The sequence below is a fragment of the Micromonospora rifamycinica genome (genome assembly GCF_900090265.1).
GTDB classification, from domain to species: domain Bacteria; phylum Actinomycetota; class Actinomycetes; order Mycobacteriales; family Micromonosporaceae; genus Micromonospora; species Micromonospora rifamycinica.
This window is the reverse complement of the sequence record NZ_LT607752.1, coordinates 1,431,040-1,449,101: the sequence shown is the minus strand read 5'-3', so window position 1 is coordinate 1,449,101 and position 18,062 is coordinate 1,431,040. Positions and strand designations below refer to the sequence as shown.

The 18,062-nt window shown below is 71.9% G+C and carries 11 protein-coding genes; 4 read left to right on the top strand and 7 right to left on the bottom strand.

The genetic code is table 11. The annotated features are described in order from the left end of the window. Positions 1-77: 77 nt before the first annotated feature. Positions 78-2,156 (bottom strand): cellulase family glycosylhydrolase, encoded by a 2,079-nt coding sequence (locus GA0070623_RS06145; protein WP_197700051.1) that lies wholly within the window; start codon positions 2,154-2,156, stop codon positions 78-80. Between the two features lie 592 nt (positions 2,157-2,748). Here GA0070623_RS06145 and GA0070623_RS06140 point away from each other — a divergent pair. Beyond that, complete coding sequence (locus GA0070623_RS06140; RefSeq protein WP_067315650.1) at positions 2,749-3,801, top strand: LacI family DNA-binding transcriptional regulator; 1,053 nt, start codon at positions 2,749-2,751, stop codon at positions 3,799-3,801. A 75-nt stretch (positions 3,802-3,876) separates the two neighbouring features. On the opposite strand, the gene GA0070623_RS06135 is transcribed toward GA0070623_RS06140, so the two are convergent. Continuing rightward, a complete protein-coding gene (locus tag GA0070623_RS06135; protein ID WP_089003930.1) occupies positions 3,877-4,965 on the bottom strand; it encodes an SRPBCC domain-containing protein in 1,089 nt (362 codons plus the stop codon). Positions 4,966-5,516: 551 nt separating this feature from the next. Between GA0070623_RS06135 and GA0070623_RS06130 the strand changes: the two genes are divergently transcribed. Together GA0070623_RS06130 and GA0070623_RS06125 are read left to right on the top strand one after the other, a co-directional pair. Next, positions 5,517-6,914 (top strand): endo-1,4-beta-xylanase, encoded by a 1,398-nt coding sequence (locus GA0070623_RS06130; RefSeq protein ID WP_089003929.1) that lies wholly within the window; start codon positions 5,517-5,519, stop codon positions 6,912-6,914. A gap of 133 nt (positions 6,915-7,047) precedes the next feature. After that, positions 7,048-8,373 carry an extracellular catalytic domain type 1 short-chain-length polyhydroxyalkanoate depolymerase gene (locus GA0070623_RS06125; RefSeq protein ID WP_089003928.1) on the top strand — a complete coding sequence of 442 codons (1,326 nt, stop codon included), beginning with the start codon at positions 7,048-7,050 and terminating at the stop codon, positions 8,371-8,373. A 112-nt stretch (positions 8,374-8,485) separates the two neighbouring features. On the opposite strand, the gene GA0070623_RS06120 is transcribed toward GA0070623_RS06125, so the two are convergent. The 4 genes from GA0070623_RS06120 to GA0070623_RS06105 form a co-directional block, all read right to left on the bottom strand. Then, complete coding sequence (locus tag GA0070623_RS06120) at positions 8,486-10,315, bottom strand: alpha-galactosidase (protein ID WP_067315781.1); 1,830 nt, start codon at positions 10,313-10,315, stop codon at positions 8,486-8,488. Positions 10,316-10,336: 21 nt separating this feature from the next. Further along, entirely contained in the window at positions 10,337-11,806 is a 1,470-nt protein-coding gene (locus GA0070623_RS06115; protein WP_231932687.1) for an arabinofuranosidase catalytic domain-containing protein, read from the bottom strand. A gap of 313 nt (positions 11,807-12,119) precedes the next feature. Continuing rightward, complete coding sequence (locus GA0070623_RS06110) at positions 12,120-13,142, bottom strand: LacI family DNA-binding transcriptional regulator (protein WP_197700050.1); 1,023 nt, start codon at positions 13,140-13,142, stop codon at positions 12,120-12,122. 536 nt (positions 13,143-13,678) lie between these two features. Continuing rightward, positions 13,679-15,031, bottom strand: a complete 1,353-nt coding sequence (locus GA0070623_RS06105) for a LacI family DNA-binding transcriptional regulator (protein WP_089003927.1) — start codon at positions 15,029-15,031, stop codon at positions 13,679-13,681. A 424-nt stretch (positions 15,032-15,455) separates the two neighbouring features. On the opposite strand from GA0070623_RS06105, the gene GA0070623_RS06100 reads away from it, so the two are divergent. Beyond that, entirely contained in the window at positions 15,456-16,979 is a 1,524-nt protein-coding gene (locus tag GA0070623_RS06100; RefSeq protein ID WP_089004273.1) for a glycoside hydrolase family 27 protein, read from the top strand. A gap of 64 nt (positions 16,980-17,043) precedes the next feature. Here GA0070623_RS06100 and GA0070623_RS06095 read toward each other — a convergent pair whose 3' ends face one another. Continuing rightward, positions 17,044-17,997, bottom strand: coding sequence for a family 43 glycosylhydrolase (locus GA0070623_RS06095; RefSeq protein WP_067313814.1), 954 nt, complete (start codon positions 17,995-17,997; stop codon positions 17,044-17,046). Between the last annotated feature and the right edge of the window lie 65 nt (positions 17,998-18,062).

Sequence of the window (18,062 nt, the reverse complement as noted above, 5' to 3'; positions counted from 1 at the left end):
GATTGGCGGAGGGGGCGTCGCAGGCCGACCGGCGGTCGGGGCGTCGCGGGTTGACGGCTCCGCGACGCCCCGACCGGTCAGGCCGGGCTGCCGGTGACCGAGCTTCCGGTCTTCGTGATGCGGTACGTGACCTGCGTGCCGCTCCAGAAGTGGAAGGTCAGGGTGACCGGGCCGTCGTTGACCTCGGCGAAGAACTCGGGCTTCAGCAGGATGGTGCTGGCGCTGTAGTCCGGTTGGAAGTGCGTCCAGAACTCCTTGTAGGAGGTCCAGTTGGCCGGGCCGGCGCCGCTGCCGTCGGCGTACTTGGCCTCCATGGTGGCGAGCTGGTCACCACGGAACTGGGTGGGGATGGCGAACGAGGCGGTGGTGCCGGTGGCCGCCGACTGGGTGGGCCTGTCGGCGGAGATGATGCTGATCTGCCACGGCACGCCCTGCGAGAAGCGGGCCTCGATGGTGGCGTTGACCCCCGGGGCGCGGTTGCCGGCCAGGCGGGTCAGCGCCGACGCCGTGAGGGTGAGGGTGGTGCCGGAGACGGTGTAGTCGGTGCCGTTGACCAGGTTGGTGCTGCCCTGCCGCAGACCCTGGAACGAGGTGCCGTTCAGGTTGAGGGTGAGCGTCCTGGCGGTGATGGCGCCGGTGCGGGGCAGGTAGACCTGATCCGTGGATGCGGTGGCCGAGCGGGTGGTCCAGCTCGCCTTCATCAGGTCGAAGATGCCCTGGTCCCGCCATTGCAGGGTGTTGCGGTTGAGGAAGGATCCGGCGTCCCAGAGCATCGTGGTGAGGTTGCGCAGCCGGGCGTGGTAGCCGACGGCCTCGAAGAACTTCAGCAACTCGCCGCGTTCGATGATGCCGGGCCGGGTGTAGTCGTAGCTGAGCAGCGCCCACTCACCGATGATCACGGGGATGCCCCGGGCGACGAACGAGGCGCGGGCGCGCTCGAAGGTGCCGACGAGGTCCTGCTCGACGTTGCTGTCGTAGCGGGTGCCGCCGGCGATGTTCACGCTGAACGGCCAGTACCCGTAGAAGTGGATGGTCGCGGCGATGTTGGGGTCGCGGAGCTGGCTGATGGTGGTGTTGAGCGCGTCCATCCGGGCCTGCTCGCCGCTGGTGTGCAGGGTGGGCAGCACCAGCAGCCGGGTGGCGTTGGTCCCGCCGGACTGGCGGACCAGGCGGACGAACGCCAGGTGGAGTTCGCGCAGCACCTCGTCGCTCTGGGCGTCGTCGGCGGTGCCGTTGAACTGCGGCTCGTTGATGTTCTCGAACACCAGCTTGGCGGAGTGGTCGCGGAAGGTGGTGGCGAGCTGGGTCCACAGCGCGGTGTACCGGTTGAGCACGGTGGTGCGGTCACCCGGGTACCCGTTGATCCACTGCCAGGAGTCGTGGTGCAGGTTGATCATCACGTAGAAGCCCTCGGCCAGCGACCAGTCGACCACCTGGCGCACCCGGCCCAGCCAGACCGGGTCGATGGTGTATGTCGGGGCCGGTCCGGTATGGTCGGTCCAGGTCACCGGGATCCGGATGCTGCGGTAGCCCTGCGAGCGCACCTGGCGCAGCAGCGCCTGGCTGGTCAGCGGATTGCCCCACGCCGTCTCGTCGGGGATGGCGTCGAGGGTGTTGCCCAGGTTCCAGCCGGGTTGCATCGCGGCCACCGTGGCCGTCGCGTCGCCCCCGGGCGAGGGGGACGGCGACGGGGAGGTGGTCGGCGTCGGGGACGGCGGGGCGGTGGTGGGGGGCGGCGTCGGGGTGCCTCCCACTTCGCCGGTGCAGGCGACGCCGTTGAGGGAGAACGAGGTCGGTGCCGGGTTGCTGCCCGACCACGACCCGTTGAAACCGAAGGAGACCGTGCCGTTGGTGGCGATCGCCGCGTTGTAGCTCAGGTTCGTGGCGGTGGCCCGGTCGCCGGTGGCGGCGACGGTGGTGTTCCAGGCCTGGGTGACCCGCTGACCGGCCGGGAAGGTCCAGGCCAGGGTCCACCCGGCGATCGGGTCGCCGAGGTTGGTGATCTTGACGTCGGCGGTGAAGCCGCCCTGCCACTGCGAGGGCACGGCGTACGTCACGCGGCAGCCGGCGGCGGCCTGCGCGTTGCCGGCGACCATCAGGCCCGCCAGCAGCAGCGCGGCGAGCGTGCCGGCGAGCAGGCCGGCTCGCTGTCGCATTCTTCGGGTGTGGTGCGAAGTCATCAGGGAACTCCTCGCCATGGTGGCGCCGGTGGGGTGGGGTCGTCGGACGTCGCGCCGACCGGGCCGCCCTGGCGGGTACGGCGTCGACCGGATCAGGCCGGGCCACCGGCCGCGCTGTCGGCGCAACCCGGGCGGGCCGTGCGGACGGGTGCGGACGGTTGACGGCCCGGTCGGGGACGTGGCGAGTACGGACGCTGCCCAGGGCGTCCGCGATGAAGGGCGAGGCTCCCGCCTGGAAACGATCGGGATTTCGACTCAGAAAGTTTCCGTCGCAGACCTTACAAGTTTCGGTCGACGAGCGTCAATGGAGGGATCGGCCCGATCGCAAAGTGCATCCGCTGACGTCGATCTACCGCGGATCCGGGCATGGCTGCCCGAAGCGCCACCGACGGCGGGCACTTCGTCGTCGATGCCTGGTCGGAAAGTTTCCGCGATCCGTGCCGTTCGGGCGGGGCCGGTGCGGGCGACGGCCGGGGTTATCCTGGGACTCCTGAACGGTGCCGGCGGCCCGGTCGCGGGGCGGATACCGGCGCGGCCGACAGCCGCTGCCACAGTGGAGGAGGCCGGGTTGAGGCACGTCGAGACGGGCAAGCCGGGTGGTGACCTGGCCTCGTTCGCCGACCACACCAGGCCGGTGACGATCGCGGCGATCGCCGCATCGGCCGGCGTGTCGATTCCCACCGTGTCGAAGGTGATCAACGGCCGGTCCGGCGTCGCGGCGGACACCCGGGCCCGGGTCGAGGCCGCCATCAACCAGCACGGCTATCGCCGGACCGCGCCGGTGACCCGCAGCAACATGATGGAGCTGGTCTTCGACCGGATCGCGGACATGTGGGGCCTGGAGATCATCCGGGGCGTCGAGCGGGCGGCCCGGCAGCACCGGGTCGGCGTCGTGCTGACGGAGTTCGGGCCGCAGCGCAACGCGATCCGGTACTGGATCGAGGACACTCTCGCCCGCCGGCCGGACTGCCTGGTCATGGTGGCCCAACTCGACACCGAGCAGCGCCAGCAGCTCCGCGCCCGGGGCATCCCGGTCGTGGTCTTCGACCCCACCGTCGAGCTGCCCGAGGACGTGCCGTTCGTCGGCGCGACGAACTGGGCCGGCGGTCGGTCGGCCACCCGGCACCTGATCGAGCTCGGTCACCGCCGGATCGCGATGATCGGCGGCCCCGAACACGTCCTGTGCTGCCGCGCCCGGCTGGACGGCCACCGGTCCGCCCTCGACGCGGCCGGTCTGCCGGTGGAGTCCGAGCTGGTCGTGCACGCCGGTCTCACCCACGAGGACGGCCGGGCCGCGGCGCTGGGCCTGCTGCGCCGCCCGGATCCTCCGACGGCGATCTTCGCCTGCAACGACCTCCAGGCCCTCGGGGTCTATCAGGCGGCCCGCGAGGTGGGGCTGCGGATCCCTACCGACCTCAGCGTGGTGGGCTTCGACGACCTGCCGATGGCCGCCCTGGTGGATCCCGCGCTGACCACCGTGCACCAGCCGTTGCTGGAGATGGCGTCGACCGCCACCGAGCTGGCCCTCGCCCTCGGGCGGGGGGAGCGCACCAGCCAGGTCCGGCTGGAGCTGGCGACCACCCTCACCGTCCGGGAGAGCACCGCGCCGCCGGTGCGGTGACCGGGCGACCCGCGCCGCCCGGCCCGCCGCACCGCCGCGTGCCGGCCGGCGGTCGCCACGCCCCCGCGCGCCGGCTCACAGGCCGGCACAGGGGCGTTCGTCGACCGTGCAGCCCGTCGGGGCCTTGGTGACGGGATCGGCGGTACGCACGTCGAACCGGATGACCTGCGATCCGCCGGCCGGGACGGCCGGCCCGGTGAAGGTGACCGACTGGCCGTCCTGCCGCCAGTCGGCCCCGCTCACCTCGGCGGCCGAACTGCCCCGGGGCAGGGTGACCCGCACCGTCCAGGCCGGGGTCGGTGCCCCGCCCGGATTGTCCACCACCACCTCGCCGGTGTAGCCGAAGAGCCGGGTCGACACGGTCTCGTAGCGGGCGTCCAGCGACCCGGTGGCCGTGGGGGTGGGGGAGGGGGCGCGCCGCGACGGGGTCGCCGACGGGGTCCGGCTCGGCGTGGCGCTGCCGCTCGGCGTCGGGGTCGGCGTCGGGCGCGCCGTCGCGGTGGACCGGGTGGGACCGGGCGTCGCGGTGGATCCGGGCACCGGGACCACCGGCGCCGCCCCGGGGTCGGCGGGTGGCCCGCCCCGTGACAGCGCCCACCCGGTCAGCCCGAGGGCCAGCGTGACCACCCCCAGTCCGACGCCCAGCCCGGTGGCCCGGCGGCGACGGGCGGGCGGCCGGCCGACGTCGGCCATCAGCGCCGCCGGCAGCACGGCGGTCGGCGCGGCGCTGTCCCGCCGCAGGTCGACCTGTCGGAAGGCCAGCCAGTCGAGCAGGGCCGGCAGGCGTCCGGCCAGCGCCTGCCGGTAGCACTCCTCGCGGCCGGCGCCCTGCCCGGCGGGCCAGTCGCCGTGCTCCACGGCCTCCCGGACCAGCACCCGGCAGCCCGCCTCGGTGGGGGTGACGGAGCAGGTCAACAGGCTGTCGCTGGTGCCCTCACGGCACCGTACGACGATCAGCTCCGGCGTCCGCCGGTCGATGCACTCGACGTCGGTGTCGGTGTCGAAACCGGAGAGCCCGGCCGTCCGTAGCCGCCACCGGTCCGGCCGACCGGGGACCGGCTCGGCGTCGGCGAACCAGCGGCCGAGCAGCTCCGGGTCGGTCACCGCACGCCAGACCCGGTCTGCGGGGTGGAGCAGGTCGACCTGCGTGCCGATCTCGATCACGGCGAGAGACTCTACGGCCCGGACGACCCACCGACGACGGTGGTACACCGGATCGGTCCGGCTCACTTCGTTACGACTTGACGAATGTCATGTTATCGCTCACAGTCGATGTCGAGGACAACAGCACCTGTGGCTCACCGGGCGAGCCGTGCTGGTCGATCCCTCGGATCACGACGTCCCCCCAGGGCATGCGGGACGTCGGGTCAGGATTCCCATCAGCAGATGCCGGTGACGGCGTGGCCGACCCCGTACGCGTGGGGTCGGACAGCCCGTCGAGGGCCGGCCCGGTTTCCTCGGTGAAGGAGGATCATGGCTCCCTTCTCGGGCGGCGCTCCGCTGTCCCCCCGGACGGGCGATCCCCTCGTTGACCCGGGTGCCGACCCCGGCGTCGAGGTCACCGGCGTCGTCGGCCCCGGTGGACCGCGGCGACGGCTTCGCCGACCCGCACCGTCGTCGGCCGCGCGGCGTGCCGCGCCGGCCGGTGCGGTCCATCGTCGGAAGCGGAATCAGGTACCCCACCACCGCTGCACCCACATTGCAAAGGATGCGACATGAGACCCAAGAGAGCCCTGCTAGCGACGGCGACCCTCGCCGTCGCCGGCGCACTCACCGTCGGGATGACGTTGGCCCTGGCCCCCGCCGCCAGCGCCGGCACGACCCTGCGGGCGGCGGCGGCCGAGAAGGGCCGCTACTTCGGTGCGGCGGTCGCGGTTGGCAAGCTGTCCACCAGCGCCTACACCACCATTCTCAACCGTGAGTTCAACTCCGTCACGGCCGAGAACGAGATGAAGTGGGACGCCACCGAGCCGTCCCAGGGTCGGTTCGTCTACACCAACGGCGACCGGCTCGTCAGCCACGCCCAGGCCAACGGCATGGGCGTGCGGGGCCACGCGCTGCTCTGGCACCAGCAGGAACCGGGCTGGGCGCAGGGCATGTCGGGCAGCGCGCTGCGCAGCGCGATGATCAACCACGTCACCCAGGTGGCCACCCACTACCGGGGCAAGGTCTACGCCTGGGACGTGGTGAACGAGGCGTTCGCCGACGGTGGCAGTGGTGGTCGTCGTGACTCGAACCTCCAGCGCACCGGCAACGACTGGATCGAGGCGGCGTTCCGGGCCGCCCGTGCCGCCGACCCGGGCGCGAAGCTCTGCTACAACGACTACAACACCGACGGGGTCAACGCGAAGTCGACCGGCGTCTACAACATGGTCCGGGACTTCAAGTCCCGGGGTGTGCCGATCGACTGCGTCGGGTTCCAGTCGCACCTGGGCACCACGATCCCGGGTGACTACCAGGCCAACCTGAAGCGCTTCGCCGACCTCGGGGTGGACGTCCAGATCACCGAGCTGGACGTGATGACCGGCGGCAACCAGGCCAACATCTTCGGCACGGTCACCCGCTCCTGCATGGCCATCTCGCGGTGCACCAGCATCACCGTGTGGGGGGTGCGGGACTGCGACTCGTGGCGTGGCTCCGACAACGCCCTGCTGTTCGACTGCAACGGCAACAAGAAGGCGGCGTACAACTCGGTGCTGGACGCCCTCAACGCGGGCACCGGCATCCCGAACCCGACGACCACCCCGCCGAACCCGACCACGACGCCGCCGAACCCGACGACGACGCCGCCGAACCCGACGACGACGCCGCCTCCGGGTGGGGCCGGGTGTTCGGCGTCGGTGTCGTTGAACTCGTGGACGGGTGGTTTCGTGGCCACGGTGAAGGTGACCGCGGGTTCCTCGGGTACGCGTGGGTGGACGGTGAGTGTCACGTTGCCCGGTGGGGCGAGTGTGACCGGGACGTGGTCGGCGACGGCCAGTGGTAGTTCCGGGACGGTGCGGTTCACGAACGTGGACTACAACGGTCAGCTCGGTGCCGGTCAGTCCACCGAGTTCGGTTTCCAGGGCAGCGGCAGCGGTGAGGGGATGACCCCGACCTGCACCGCCAGCTGAGTTCCGCCGCCGGCCCGAACCGGGTACACCCGGTTCGGGCCGGCGGTCCATGGCCGCCCGAACGGCTCGACGTCCATCGGCCGGCCGGCACGTCGTCCGCCGCCGACCACGACTCCCGACAGAGGAACCGTCGATGAGATCACGCATGACCCTGCTGGCCGCCGCGTTGGCGACCGCCCTGGCGACGATGACGGCCGTGGTCACGGTCGCCCCGCCGGCCTCGGCCGCCGCGCTCACCCAGGTGACCAACTTCGGCACCAACCCGACCAACCTGCAGATGCACCTGTACGTCCCGGACCGGGTGGCCGCCCGCCCGGCGCTGCTCCTCGCCCTGCACTACTGCACCGGCAGCGGCCCGGCGGTGCACTCCACCTACGGGCTCAGCTCGCTCGCCGACCGCTACGGCTACATCGTGATCTACCCGTCGGTGACCCGGAGCAGCAAGTGCTGGGACGTCTCCTCGCCCCAGGCGCTGCGGCGCGACGGCGGCAGCGACCCGGTCGGTCTCAAGTCCATGATCGATTATGTCCGGGGCCGCTACCCGGTCGACGCGGGTCGGATCGGGGTCATCGGATGGTCGTCCGGGGCCATGATGACCAACGTGATGGCCGGCCTCTACCCGGACGTGTTCCACGCCGGGGTGAGCTCGTCCGGCGTGCCGTTCGCCTGCTTCGCCACCACGAACGGCTCGGAGTGGAACAGCGACTGCTCGGGCGGGCGGATCGTCAGGACCCCGCAGCAGTGGGGCGACCTGGTGCGCAACGCCTACCCCGGCTACACCGGCAAGCGTCCCCGGATGCAGATCTGGCACGGCACCACGGACACCACGCTGAGCTACGTCAACTTCGGCGAGCAGATCAAGCAGTGGACCAACGTGCTCGGCGTGTCGCAGACCCCCAGCTCCACCGACTACCCGCAGACCAGCGCGACCCGGACCCGGTACGGCGGCACCGGGGGCACGCCGCCGGTGGAGGCGATCAGCTTCCAGGGCTACGGCCACTCCATCCCGTTCGACGCCGCCCAGGCCGTCCGCTTCTTCGGCTTCGACGGCACGAGCCCCACCACGACCCCGCCGAACCCGACGACGACGCCGCCGAACCCGACGACCACCCCGCCGAACCCGACGACGACGCCGCCGAACCCGACGACGACGCCGCCTCCGGGTGGGGCCGGGTGTTCGGCGTCGGTGTCGTTGAACTCGTGGACGGGTGGTTTCGTGGCCACGGTGAAGGTGACCGCGGGTTCCTCGGGTACGCGTGGGTGGACGGTGAGTGTCACGTTGCCCGGTGGGGCGAGTGTGACCGGGACGTGGTCGGCGACGGCCAGTGGTAGTTCCGGGACGGTGCGGTTTACGAACGTGGACTACAACGGTCAGCTCGGTGCCGGTCAGTCCACCGAGTTCGGTTTCCAGGGCAGCGGCAGTGGTACGGGGATGACCCCGACCTGCACCGCCAGCTGAACGACCTGCTCCAGCCGGCTCCGGGGTGACCCGGGGCCGGCACCGGGGCGCAGGGCCGGGGTTCGATCCCCGGCCCTGCGCCCCGACCGTCTGCGGACACCGCTGTGCCGTGTCACACCGGCGTACGCCGCCACTGCTGGTTGGTGCCGGTGCCGCAGGTCCACTGCACCACCTGCGCCCCGTCGGTCAGCCCGGCGTTGAGCACGTCGAGACACTTGCCGCTGTGCCGGGCGACCAGCTGCACCTGGCCGTCGCCGACGTCCTGGAGCCGCCACTGCTGGTTGGTGCCCCCGTTGCAGGTCCACTGCACCACCCGGGCGCCGTCCGTGGTCGTGCCGGCGCCGCCGTAGACGTCGAGGCACTTTCCGCTGTTGACGCTCACCACCGTGGACCAGCCGCCGCCGGCGTCGGAGAACCGCCACCGCTGGTTGGCCTGACCGTTGGCGGTCCACTGCACGACGTTCGCGCCGTCGGTCGTGGCGGCGTTGCTGACGTCCAGCAGCTTCGCGCTGTGCCGGGCGGTCAGGGTGTACGTCGTCGGGGTCGGGGTGGTGGTCTGGGGCGTCAGCCGGTAGAGCCCGGCGCCGTGGGCGGGCAGCGAACGGCTGAACGTCCCGGTGGAGGTGCCCAGCGCCGCCCCGGACCAGAGGTCGGTCGCGGTGGCCGAGCCGATGCCGAGGTCGGCGAGGTTCAGCGACACGGTGGCCGCCGCGCCCTCCCGGTTGAACAGCGCGACGTACCGGTCGTCGCCGTCCGGCACGTCGGCGACCCACACCTGCCGGGTGCGGCCGGTGAGCTGCCGGTTGTTGGCGCTGCGCTGGTCGACGGCGAGCACCGCGCTGTTGGTCATCAGCGCCAGCTCCGCCGCCCGGTTCTCCACCAGGTTGCCGCCCCACATCAGCGGCGCCCGGTTGATCACCCACAGCGACATCAGGGTGCGCTGCTCGTCCGCGCTGAGGTTGGAGTAACGCGGCGAGCCGACCGGGCCGTACTTCGACAGCCGGCCGATCGGGATCATGTCCGGATCGGGCCAGGCGCCCGCCCGGCGGTACGGCGTCCAGTTGCGCAACTGGTCGAAGAGCGCGTCGACGGACGACCAGTTGTCCCACAGGTCGTTGACGATCCGCCACATGTGCGCGTTGGTCTGCACGTGCGTCCCGGCCGACAGCGGCGTGGCGCCCGGCGACAGGCTCAACACCATCGGCCGTCCGCTGCGTTGGATCGCCGTCCGGTAGCCCTCGACCTCCGCCTGCCGGTACGTCGGCGCGGCGATGTCGTCGACCTTCACGAAGTCGACACCCCACGCGGCCAGCAGCTGGAACACCGAGTCGAGGTACGCCTGCGCGCAGGGGTTGGCCATGTCCAGCCCCCACATCAGGTTGAGCCAGGCCGCGCTGTTGCCGGCGTCGATCTGGTTGGCCCGGCAGGAGGTGCCCAGGATCGGCACGTTGTCCGCGACCGCCTGCCGGGGGATGCCCCGCATCAGGTGGACGCCGAACTTCAGCCCCTGCGCGTGCACGTGGTCGGCCAGCGGCTTGAACCCGTTGGTGCCGGCCGCCGACGGGAACCGGGTGGTGTCGGGCAGCAGCCGCCCGTTGGCGTCCATCCGGAGCCGGGGTTGCAGGTTGGCGTCCTGGTTGGGGCTGCCGTTGTGCTGCCCCGGGAAGTACCAGGCCCAGTCGACGACGATGTACTGCCAGCCGTACTGGCGCAGGTTCGCGCCCATGTAGTCGGCGTTGGCCCGGACGTCGGCCTCGGTGACGCTCCAGTTGAACGAGTCGTAGCTGTTCCAGCCCATCGGTGGGGTGTCGGCGACACCGTTGTCCCACGCCTGGGCCGGCTGCGGGGCGGGGGTGCCGACCAGGCCCGTCATGAGCAGGAGTACGGCGGCGAGCAGGACGGCCGCCCGTCGGGTCGCCGGGTGGATGACACGCTGGTGCATCGGACCTCCTCGACCATCGGGTCAGCGGTAGCCGGCGGCGGTGATGTTCGCCTGGACCGCGTTCTCGGTCGCGTCCGACGGGTAGCCGGCGACCATCGCGCCCTCGTAGAACGTGCCGACGCTCTGGTTGGTGTTGTCGATGCAGCAGTCCCCGCCGCTGCCCAGGATGATCGCGCCCTGCTTCTTCATCGGGCTGTACCCGCGCGGCAGCGACCCGTCGTAGAGGGTGTAGAGGCTGCCGGACTGGGCGTTGCTGCCCTTGATGGCGAACCGCGAGGTGCCGTTGTTCTTCAGGGTGGCGGTGACGAACTTGCTGGTGAACGCCCGCTGGTTGGAGTTCCAGGAGCTGCTGCCGCCGGGGTAGAGGCCGTATTCCAGGTCGGCCTGGACCCAGGGGCCGGAGCCGGAGCAGCCGCCGAACCAGCAACTGGTGCCGAAGTAGATCGCGTCCATCGCGCCCGCGCCGTCGGCCCGGCGGGTGGTCTCGCTGTTGCCGTAGTCGAAGCAGCAGCCGCTGTTGACGTGGGTGCCGCTGGTGACCATGTACATGCCCTCGGGAGCGGCGCCGGTCGGCACCCCGGTCAGGTGACCGTCCCGCCAGTAGCTGCTCTTGCCGGGGATGTAGAGCGAGTAGACCTTGTCACCGCCGACCGTGACCGACTCCTTGTTCGCGACCGCCGGCTGGACGGCGCCACCGACGCCGCCGGCGCCCTGGTAGCCGAGGTTGTTGCCGCGTCCGGACTGGTCGTAGATGATCGTGATGACGCAGGTGGTGTTCGCGCAGAAGCTGTCCTGGCTGGCGGCGTTGGCCCGGCCACCGGGCGACAGCACCCCGATGTTGCGGGTGGTGTTGTCCGAGGACCGGCGTACCTGGTAGAGCGAGCCGGCGTACGCCGCGTAGAGCGCCCGGGTGGTGCTGTGCGCCGCGATGCAGGCGGTGCCACCGGCGGCGTAGATGTCACACGGCTGGCTGGTGCCGGGGGGCGGCGTGGTCGGCGGTGGGGTGGTCGGGGGCGGCGTGGTCGGGGGTGGGGTGGTCGGCGGTGGCCCGGTGGTGGGGTTCACCCCGCCGGTGCAGGTGGTGCCGTTGAGGCTGAACGACGTGGGGGCGGGGTTGCTGCCGGTCCAGGAGCCGTTGAAGCCGAAGCTGGCGGTGCCGTTGGTGGGGATCGCCCCGTTGTAACTGGCGTTGGTGACGGTGACCTGGGCGCCGGCCTGGGTGTAGCTGCCGTTCCACAGTTGGGTGACGGTCTGGCCGGCGGGCCAGCTCCAGGTCAGTCGCCAGCTGCTCACCGGGTCGCCGAGATTGGTGATGGTGACGTTGGCGCCGAAGCCACCCTGCCAGGACGAGCTGACGGCGTAGTCGACCTGGCATCCGGCGGCGGCTGCCGACGCTCCGGTCTGGACGGCGGTGGCGCTGACGAGCAGCAGGGTGGTGGCGGCGACGGCGACCAGTGCTGGTCGCCGTCGCAGGAGTCGGGTCGGTCGCACGGGGCTCTCCTGGGGTGGTGTCGGTGCGGCGGGTGCCCGGGCGGGCTCCCGCTGCGTGGTCGCCCTGCCGGGGAACGGGGGAGCGCGGCGGTCGCCGGTGGCCCGTGCCGGTGCCACCGGTCCGGCCTCGCCGGGGACGGGTCGCGGCCGGGCGTCGCGAGCCGGTGGCCGGACGGCCCCGCATCGTGAGCGGCGGGTCGTCGCACGATCGGCTGGTACTGCAGGAATTGACAGTCGTCAGTTACGTTAACGTTAACACTGACCGATGTCTATAGAGGTGGGTCGACGACGCAATGGTGGTCGACCGCCTGGGTCAGGAGGCCCGATCGGGAGAACGCGGCGCGGGCACCGCCCCGGGCGGCGGGGCGACGCTGTCCCGGGTGACCAGGGTGGGGGAGACGGTCCGCCGTAACGTGTGGTCCACGCCCGCGTCGATCTGCGCCAGCAGCAGCCCGAGGCTGGCCTCGGCCACGGTGTTGAAGTCCGGGCGCACCGTGGTCAGCGGCGGGATGAAGTACGCGGCGTCCGGGACGTCGTCGAAGCCCACCACGCTGACGTCCTCCGGCACCCGCCGGCCGTGCTCGTGCAGCGCGTGCAGCACGCCCAGGGCCAGGTCGTCGTTGGCCGTGAATACCGCCGTCACCTCCGGGCTGCGGGCCAGCATCTGCCCGCAGCGGTACCCCGAGGCGGCGGACCAGTCCGCCTGGAGCACCGGGGGGACCTCCGCTCCGGCCGCCTGCAACGTCTCCCGCCAGCCGGCGATCCGCCCGGCGCTGTCGAACCAGTCGATCGGACCGGAGACGTGCCAGACCGTGCGGTGGCCCGCGTCGAGCAGGTGCCGGGTGGCCAGCCGCCCGCCCTCCACCTGGTCGATGGTGACCAGCGGCACCGGCCGCCGGGGGTCGCCGTCCACCGTGACCAGGGGGATGTCGGTGGGCAGGCACTCCAGCGCCTCGCCGGCGGACTCCACCGGAGCGATCACCACGATGCCGGCCACCCGGTGCGCCAGGTGCCGTTCGACGACGGCGGTGATGGAGGTGCGGTCCAGGTTGCGGACGCTGCCCACGCTGACGGCGAACCCGGCCTCGGCCGCGGCGAGCTCGAAGGCGGACAGCAGCGACGCCGGGCCGTAGAGCGTGGTGTTCAGGGCCACCACGCCGAGCACCTGTGATCGCCCGGTGACCAGCGTGCGCGCGGCCCGGTTCGGCCGGTAGCCGAGTTCGGTGATCGCCGCCTGGACCCGCAGGCGGGTCTGTTCGCGTACGTGGGGATGGCCGTTGAGCACCCGGGAGACGGTCTGGTGGGAAACTCCGGCGAGGCGGGCCACGTCTCTCATCGCAGGAGCGCGCACAGTCATCCCACACCTCTCCGTCCGCCCCGCAGCCGTCGTCGACGGCGTAACCCGCGCAGAGGTCCGGAAGGGACCTCCGGAAACAAGGCATGGGCGCACACGCCGTGGACAACGCTGGATCAGCGAGAGTCTACGCGGCGTGTCGCCCCGGATGAGTCGACGGCGCGGCCGAGAGTCGTCCGCGTACCGTGATTTTCGTCATCACGGATCGCAGGCGACGCGCGGACCAACAGTGACGAGTGGCCTCTTTTCCTCCCTCGACCTTCGTGGAACCCTGGCCCGGTGCTCGTGGCGGTCGGCGTGCTCGTGCCGGGTCGACCGGCCCGGCCGGTCTCCCGACCCGGCCGGGCCGTCGGACCCGCGGGTGACGGTTGCGGCCGGCGGTCCCGGCGTCCACGTCACGACGACGTGTCATATCGACCGGATCGGATGCTACTCGAAACGGTTCGGCGACGACAAGGACATGTTTCCGGGGCCGGTCCCCGCTCGTCCGGGCGGCCGTAGCGACGGCCCCGGGCGGGTCAGGCGTCCGGCGCGACGGCGGTGCTGTCCCGCACCACCAGCGTGGTCGCCAACTCCACGCGGTTCTGGGCGAGGCTCAGGTTGGCGGCCAGGGTCAGCACCATCCGGGCCGCGGCTTCCCCCATCTCGGTCAGCGGCTGCCGTACCGAGGTCATCGGTGGACCGCACAGCGTGGTGTGCGGGATGTCGTCGAAGCCCACCACGCTCAGGTCCCCGGGAATCCGGCGACCGGCCAGCCGGGCCGCCTCGTAGACCCCCAGGGCCTGCAGGTCGTTGCCGCACAGGATCGCCGTCGGCGACGGGTTCTGCCGCAGGAGCTCCCGGCCGAGGTGCAGGCCGTCGTCGAAGGAGAACCAGTGGCCGACGCGGAGCCGCCGCGCGGGCAGCCCGACGCCCTGCGCCTCCAGGGCCGCCCGCGCGCCGTCCAGGCGGGCCCGGGCGCACAGCCGGTCGGTCGGGCCGGAGATCACCGCGATCCGTCGGTGGCCGAGGTCGAGCAGGTGCCGGGCGGCCTCGAACCCGCCGCTCCAGTTGGTCGCCGTCACCGAGGGGACGGCGTGCAGCGGCGGCTCCCCGGTGGGATCGAGGACCACCAGCGGGATGGCGCTCGCCGCCAGCAGGGCGTGCTGCTCGGAGGTGAAGCCCAGGTGGACCGCGATCACCCCGGTCGGGCGGCGGGCCAGCAGGTCGCGCGCCCAGAACCGCCCCTCGGAGACCTGCCGGCGGGCGTCGGTGAACCCCACCGCGAGCCGGTGCGCCCCGGCGACCTGCTGCACCCCCTGCATGATGGTGACCGCCAGGTTGCTCTGCATCCCGTAGAAGACCACCTCCACGCTGGCGCTAGGGGTGCCCAGCTCCGGCCGGCGGTAGCCGTGCTCGCGCAGCAGCGCCTCCACCCGGGACCGGGTCTGCGCCGCGACCCCCGAGCGGCCGTTGAGGACCTTGGACACCGTGGGCGCGGACACGTCCGCCAACGCGGCGATGGTGGTCAGGGTCGGCTCGCCCCGCCGCCGGCCGCGCCGTCGGGCCCCGGCCGTCCCGGCGAGCGACGGGACCGCGCCGGGTGCCGGGGCCAGCGCGGTGGCGGGCGTCCCGGCGGTGGGGGCGGGGGTCGGCCCGCCGGTCGCGGCGGTCGGGCGGCGGTGCTGCCGGCGTACCGTGTCGAGCAGCAGGGTGCGGACGGTCTCGGCGTCGCGGGCGGCGAGCGGCCCGGCGGGCACCGTCTCGGTGAGGTAGCGCCGACGCTTCGAGACGGGATCGATCCCGGCGTAGACCCGCACCCGTAGCGAGCCGCTGGGCAGCCGCTCGATCTCGCCGCGGGCACGTCGACCGGGCGTGGAGCCAGGGGGCATGGAGCCATGATATTCGATGGATGAGGGTCGGGACAGCTCCAGGACGGCTCCACGTCCGGTCGGTCGGGCCGCCGCCGGCCGCGCCGACCGGACCGGTACGGGTCACCGGCGCCGGGAGGGGTCGGCCCGGTCGGCGGCACGGCGAAATATATGGAAGCAGTTGAATACCACGAAATGCTTCCGTAACATGAGGGACCATTGTTAGCGCTCACACCCGGCGTTGTGAGTGGACGGCCCTCTCGCCTGCCCGGCCGGCCTCCCGCCGACCCCGGCGGCACTGATTGGAGACTTCGTGAAGCGATTCGTGCGAGCCCGGAACTGGGGGCGGGCGGCAGCGGCCGGTCTGCTCCTGGCCGGCGTCCTGGTGGGCGTGCACGCCCCGGTGGCGCAGGCGCTGGACAACGGGGTGGCCCGGACGCCGCCGATGGGATGGAACAGCTGGAACACCTTCGGCTGCAACATCAACGAGACCCTGATCCGGCAGACGGCCGACGCTCTCGTCAGTAGCGGGATGCGGGACCTGGGTTACCAGTACGTCGTGGTCGACGACTGCTGGTTCAACCCGAACCGGGACTCGGCCGGCAACCTCCAGGGTGACCCGACCCGGTTCCCCAGCGGGATGAAGGCGCTCGGCGACTACATCCACGCCCGGGGGCTGAAGTTCGGCATCTACCAGGTGCCGGTGGACAAGACCTGCGCCCAGTACTTCAACTCCTACCCCGGGGCGACCGGCTCGCAGGGTCACGAGGCGCAGGACGCCCGGCAGTTCGCCGCCTGGGGCGTCGACTACCTCAAGTACGACTGGTGCTCGCCGAACGGAACCATCGACGACCAGGTCCGCACCTTCGCCAAGATGCGCGACGCCCTGGCGGCCACCGGCCGGCCGATCGTCTACAGCATCAACCCCAACAGCATCCACGCCAAGACCGGCCCGCAGCGCAACTGGGGCGACGTGGCGAACATGTGGCGCACCACCGAGGACATCACCAACACCTGGAACAGCGGGCAGACCAACGGCTACCCGATGGGCATCCAGAACATCATCGACGTGAACGTGCCGCTGGCGCCGTACGCGAAGCCCGGCGCGTTCACCGATCCCGACATGATGGAGGTGGGCCGCGGCGGCATGACCGACACGGAGATGCGCAGCCACTTCGCGATGTGGGCGGTCATGGCCTCGCCGCTGATCGCCGGCAACGACGTGCGGTCGATGAACTCCGCCACCCAGACCATCCTCAAGAACGCGAACCTGATCGCCATCAACCAGGACCCGCTGGCCCTGCAGGGCGGCCAGGTCTCGTTCGACGGCACCCGGCGGGTGCTGGCCAAGCGGCTGGCCAACGGTGACGTCGCGGTCGCGCTGTTCAACCAGGGCGGCTCGACGACGACGATCTCGACCACCGCCGCGGCGATCGGCAAGTCCGGCTCCTCCTTCACCCTGGTGGACGCCTGGACCAACGCCAGCACCACCAGCACCGGCACCATCTCGGCCAGTGTGCCGTCGCACGGCACGGTCGTGTACCGGGTCAGCGGCGGAGGGACGGCCCCGCCGACGACGCCGCCGCCGTCCACGGCGAGCGCGCTGTCCAGCGTCGCCTCCGGTCGCTGCCTGGACGTCCCGCAGAGCAACACCGCCAACGGCACCCAGCCGGTGATCTGGGACTGCAACGGGGCCGCCAACCAGCGCTGGGCGGCCAACGGCCAGACCCTCCAGTCGCTGGGCAAGTGCCTGGACGCGCCGACCAACGCCACCGCCGGCACCAAGGCCCAGATCTGGGACTGCAACGGCGGCACCAACCAGCAGTGGACGTTCAACGCCAACGGCACGATCAGCAACGTCCAGAACGGCCTCTGCCTCGACGTGAACAACAACGGCACCGCCAACGGCACCACGGTGCTCCTCTGGTCGTGCAGCGCGGCGGCCAACCAGCGCTGGAACCGGGTCTAGCCCGACCGGGTCGCGCCGTCCTCCCGGCACCGGCTCCGGTGCCGGGAGGACGGCGGGAGACCTCTCAGCCGGTCGCGGTGGCGGCCGGTGCGGTGGCCGCGGTCAGGCCGGTCGACGGGTGGTAGCGGACCGGGACCGGGTCGCTCAGCGCACCGACGAACTCCCCGTCCACCTGGTCGAGGAAACCGATGAGGGACCAGTCCCCGGCCGGGCCGGCGACCAGCCGGGGCGCGTACAGGTGCGGGTGCGGGAACGGGCGGGCCGAGCCGATGTCCCACGGGCCGCGCACGTCGTGACCCGGCGCCACCCAGATCCGGTGGCCGTCGCGCCGGGTGCCGGCGGCGTCGGTGGAGAACAGCAGCAGGGGCTGGCCGTCGACGACGGCGACCTGGGGCACCTCCAGGTGCCCGAAGTCGGACGGGGTGGACAATGGTGGTCGGACGGTCCAGTTCACCAGGTCGGGTGAGGTGGCGTGGCCGACGACACCACGGGATCCGGCAAGCCCGGTGTTGGCCCGGGCGGTGATCAGCATGTGCCAGCCGTCGCCCCCGGGGTCGGGGAAGACCCACGGGTCGCGCCAGGCCTGCTCGTACCAGAGCGTCCGGTCGAGCAGTTCGTACCAGGTGGGGTCGGCTTCGACCAGCGGGCCGGTGCCGTGCCGGTGCCAGGTGGTCAGGTCGTCGGAGACGGCCAGGCCGATCCGCTGGACCAGCCCGTCCTCGGCCCGGCCGACGCCGGTGTAGAACAGGTACCACCGTCCGTCCGGGCCGCGCACCGTGCAGCCCGTCCAGGTCGCGAGGTCGTCCCAGCTCGGCGCGTCGGCGGGGACGAGCGCGTCGGCGACCAACTGCCACGTGCGTAGGTCGGTCGAGACGGCGTGGCCGATGGTGGCGCGGCGGTGCCGGCGGTGCGGGTCGTGCAGGGCGCGGGAGGCGCGCAGGAAGAACGCGTGCCACCGGTCGTTGTCGTCCCGGGCGTACCAGCTGTCCCACACCCAGTGGTCGGGTAGACGTAGCATGGCGGGAAGCTAGCACTAAATCGTTTTAGCTACCAGGTCGAGGGGCCTTCGCGCCGGTCCGACGG

What these genes read in the sequence shown, in the direction of transcription:
- GA0070623_RS06145 (WP_197700051.1), bottom strand. Translation starts at nt 2,156, where the DNA reads ATGCGACAGCGAGCCGGCCTGCTCGCCGGCACGCTCGCCGCGCTGCTG.
- GA0070623_RS06130 (WP_089003929.1), top strand. Translation starts at nt 5,517, where the DNA reads ATGAGACCCAAGAGAGCCCTGCTAGCGACGGCGACCCTCGCCGTCGCC.
- GA0070623_RS06125 (WP_089003928.1), top strand. Translation starts at nt 7,048, where the DNA reads ATGAGATCACGCATGACCCTGCTGGCCGCCGCGTTGGCGACCGCCCTG.
- GA0070623_RS06120 (WP_067315781.1), bottom strand. Translation starts at nt 10,315, where the DNA reads ATGCACCAGCGTGTCATCCACCCGGCGACCCGACGGGCGGCCGTCCTG.
- GA0070623_RS06110 (WP_197700050.1), bottom strand. Translation starts at nt 13,142, where the DNA reads ATGAGAGACGTGGCCCGCCTCGCCGGAGTTTCCCACCAGACCGTCTCC.
- GA0070623_RS06105 (WP_089003927.1), bottom strand. Translation starts at nt 15,031, where the DNA reads ATGCCCCCTGGCTCCACGCCCGGTCGACGTGCCCGCGGCGAGATCGAG.
- GA0070623_RS06100 (WP_089004273.1), top strand. Translation starts at nt 15,456, where the DNA reads ATGGGATGGAACAGCTGGAACACCTTCGGCTGCAACATCAACGAGACC.
- GA0070623_RS06095 (WP_067313814.1), bottom strand. Translation starts at nt 17,997, where the DNA reads ATGCTACGTCTACCCGACCACTGGGTGTGGGACAGCTGGTACGCCCGG.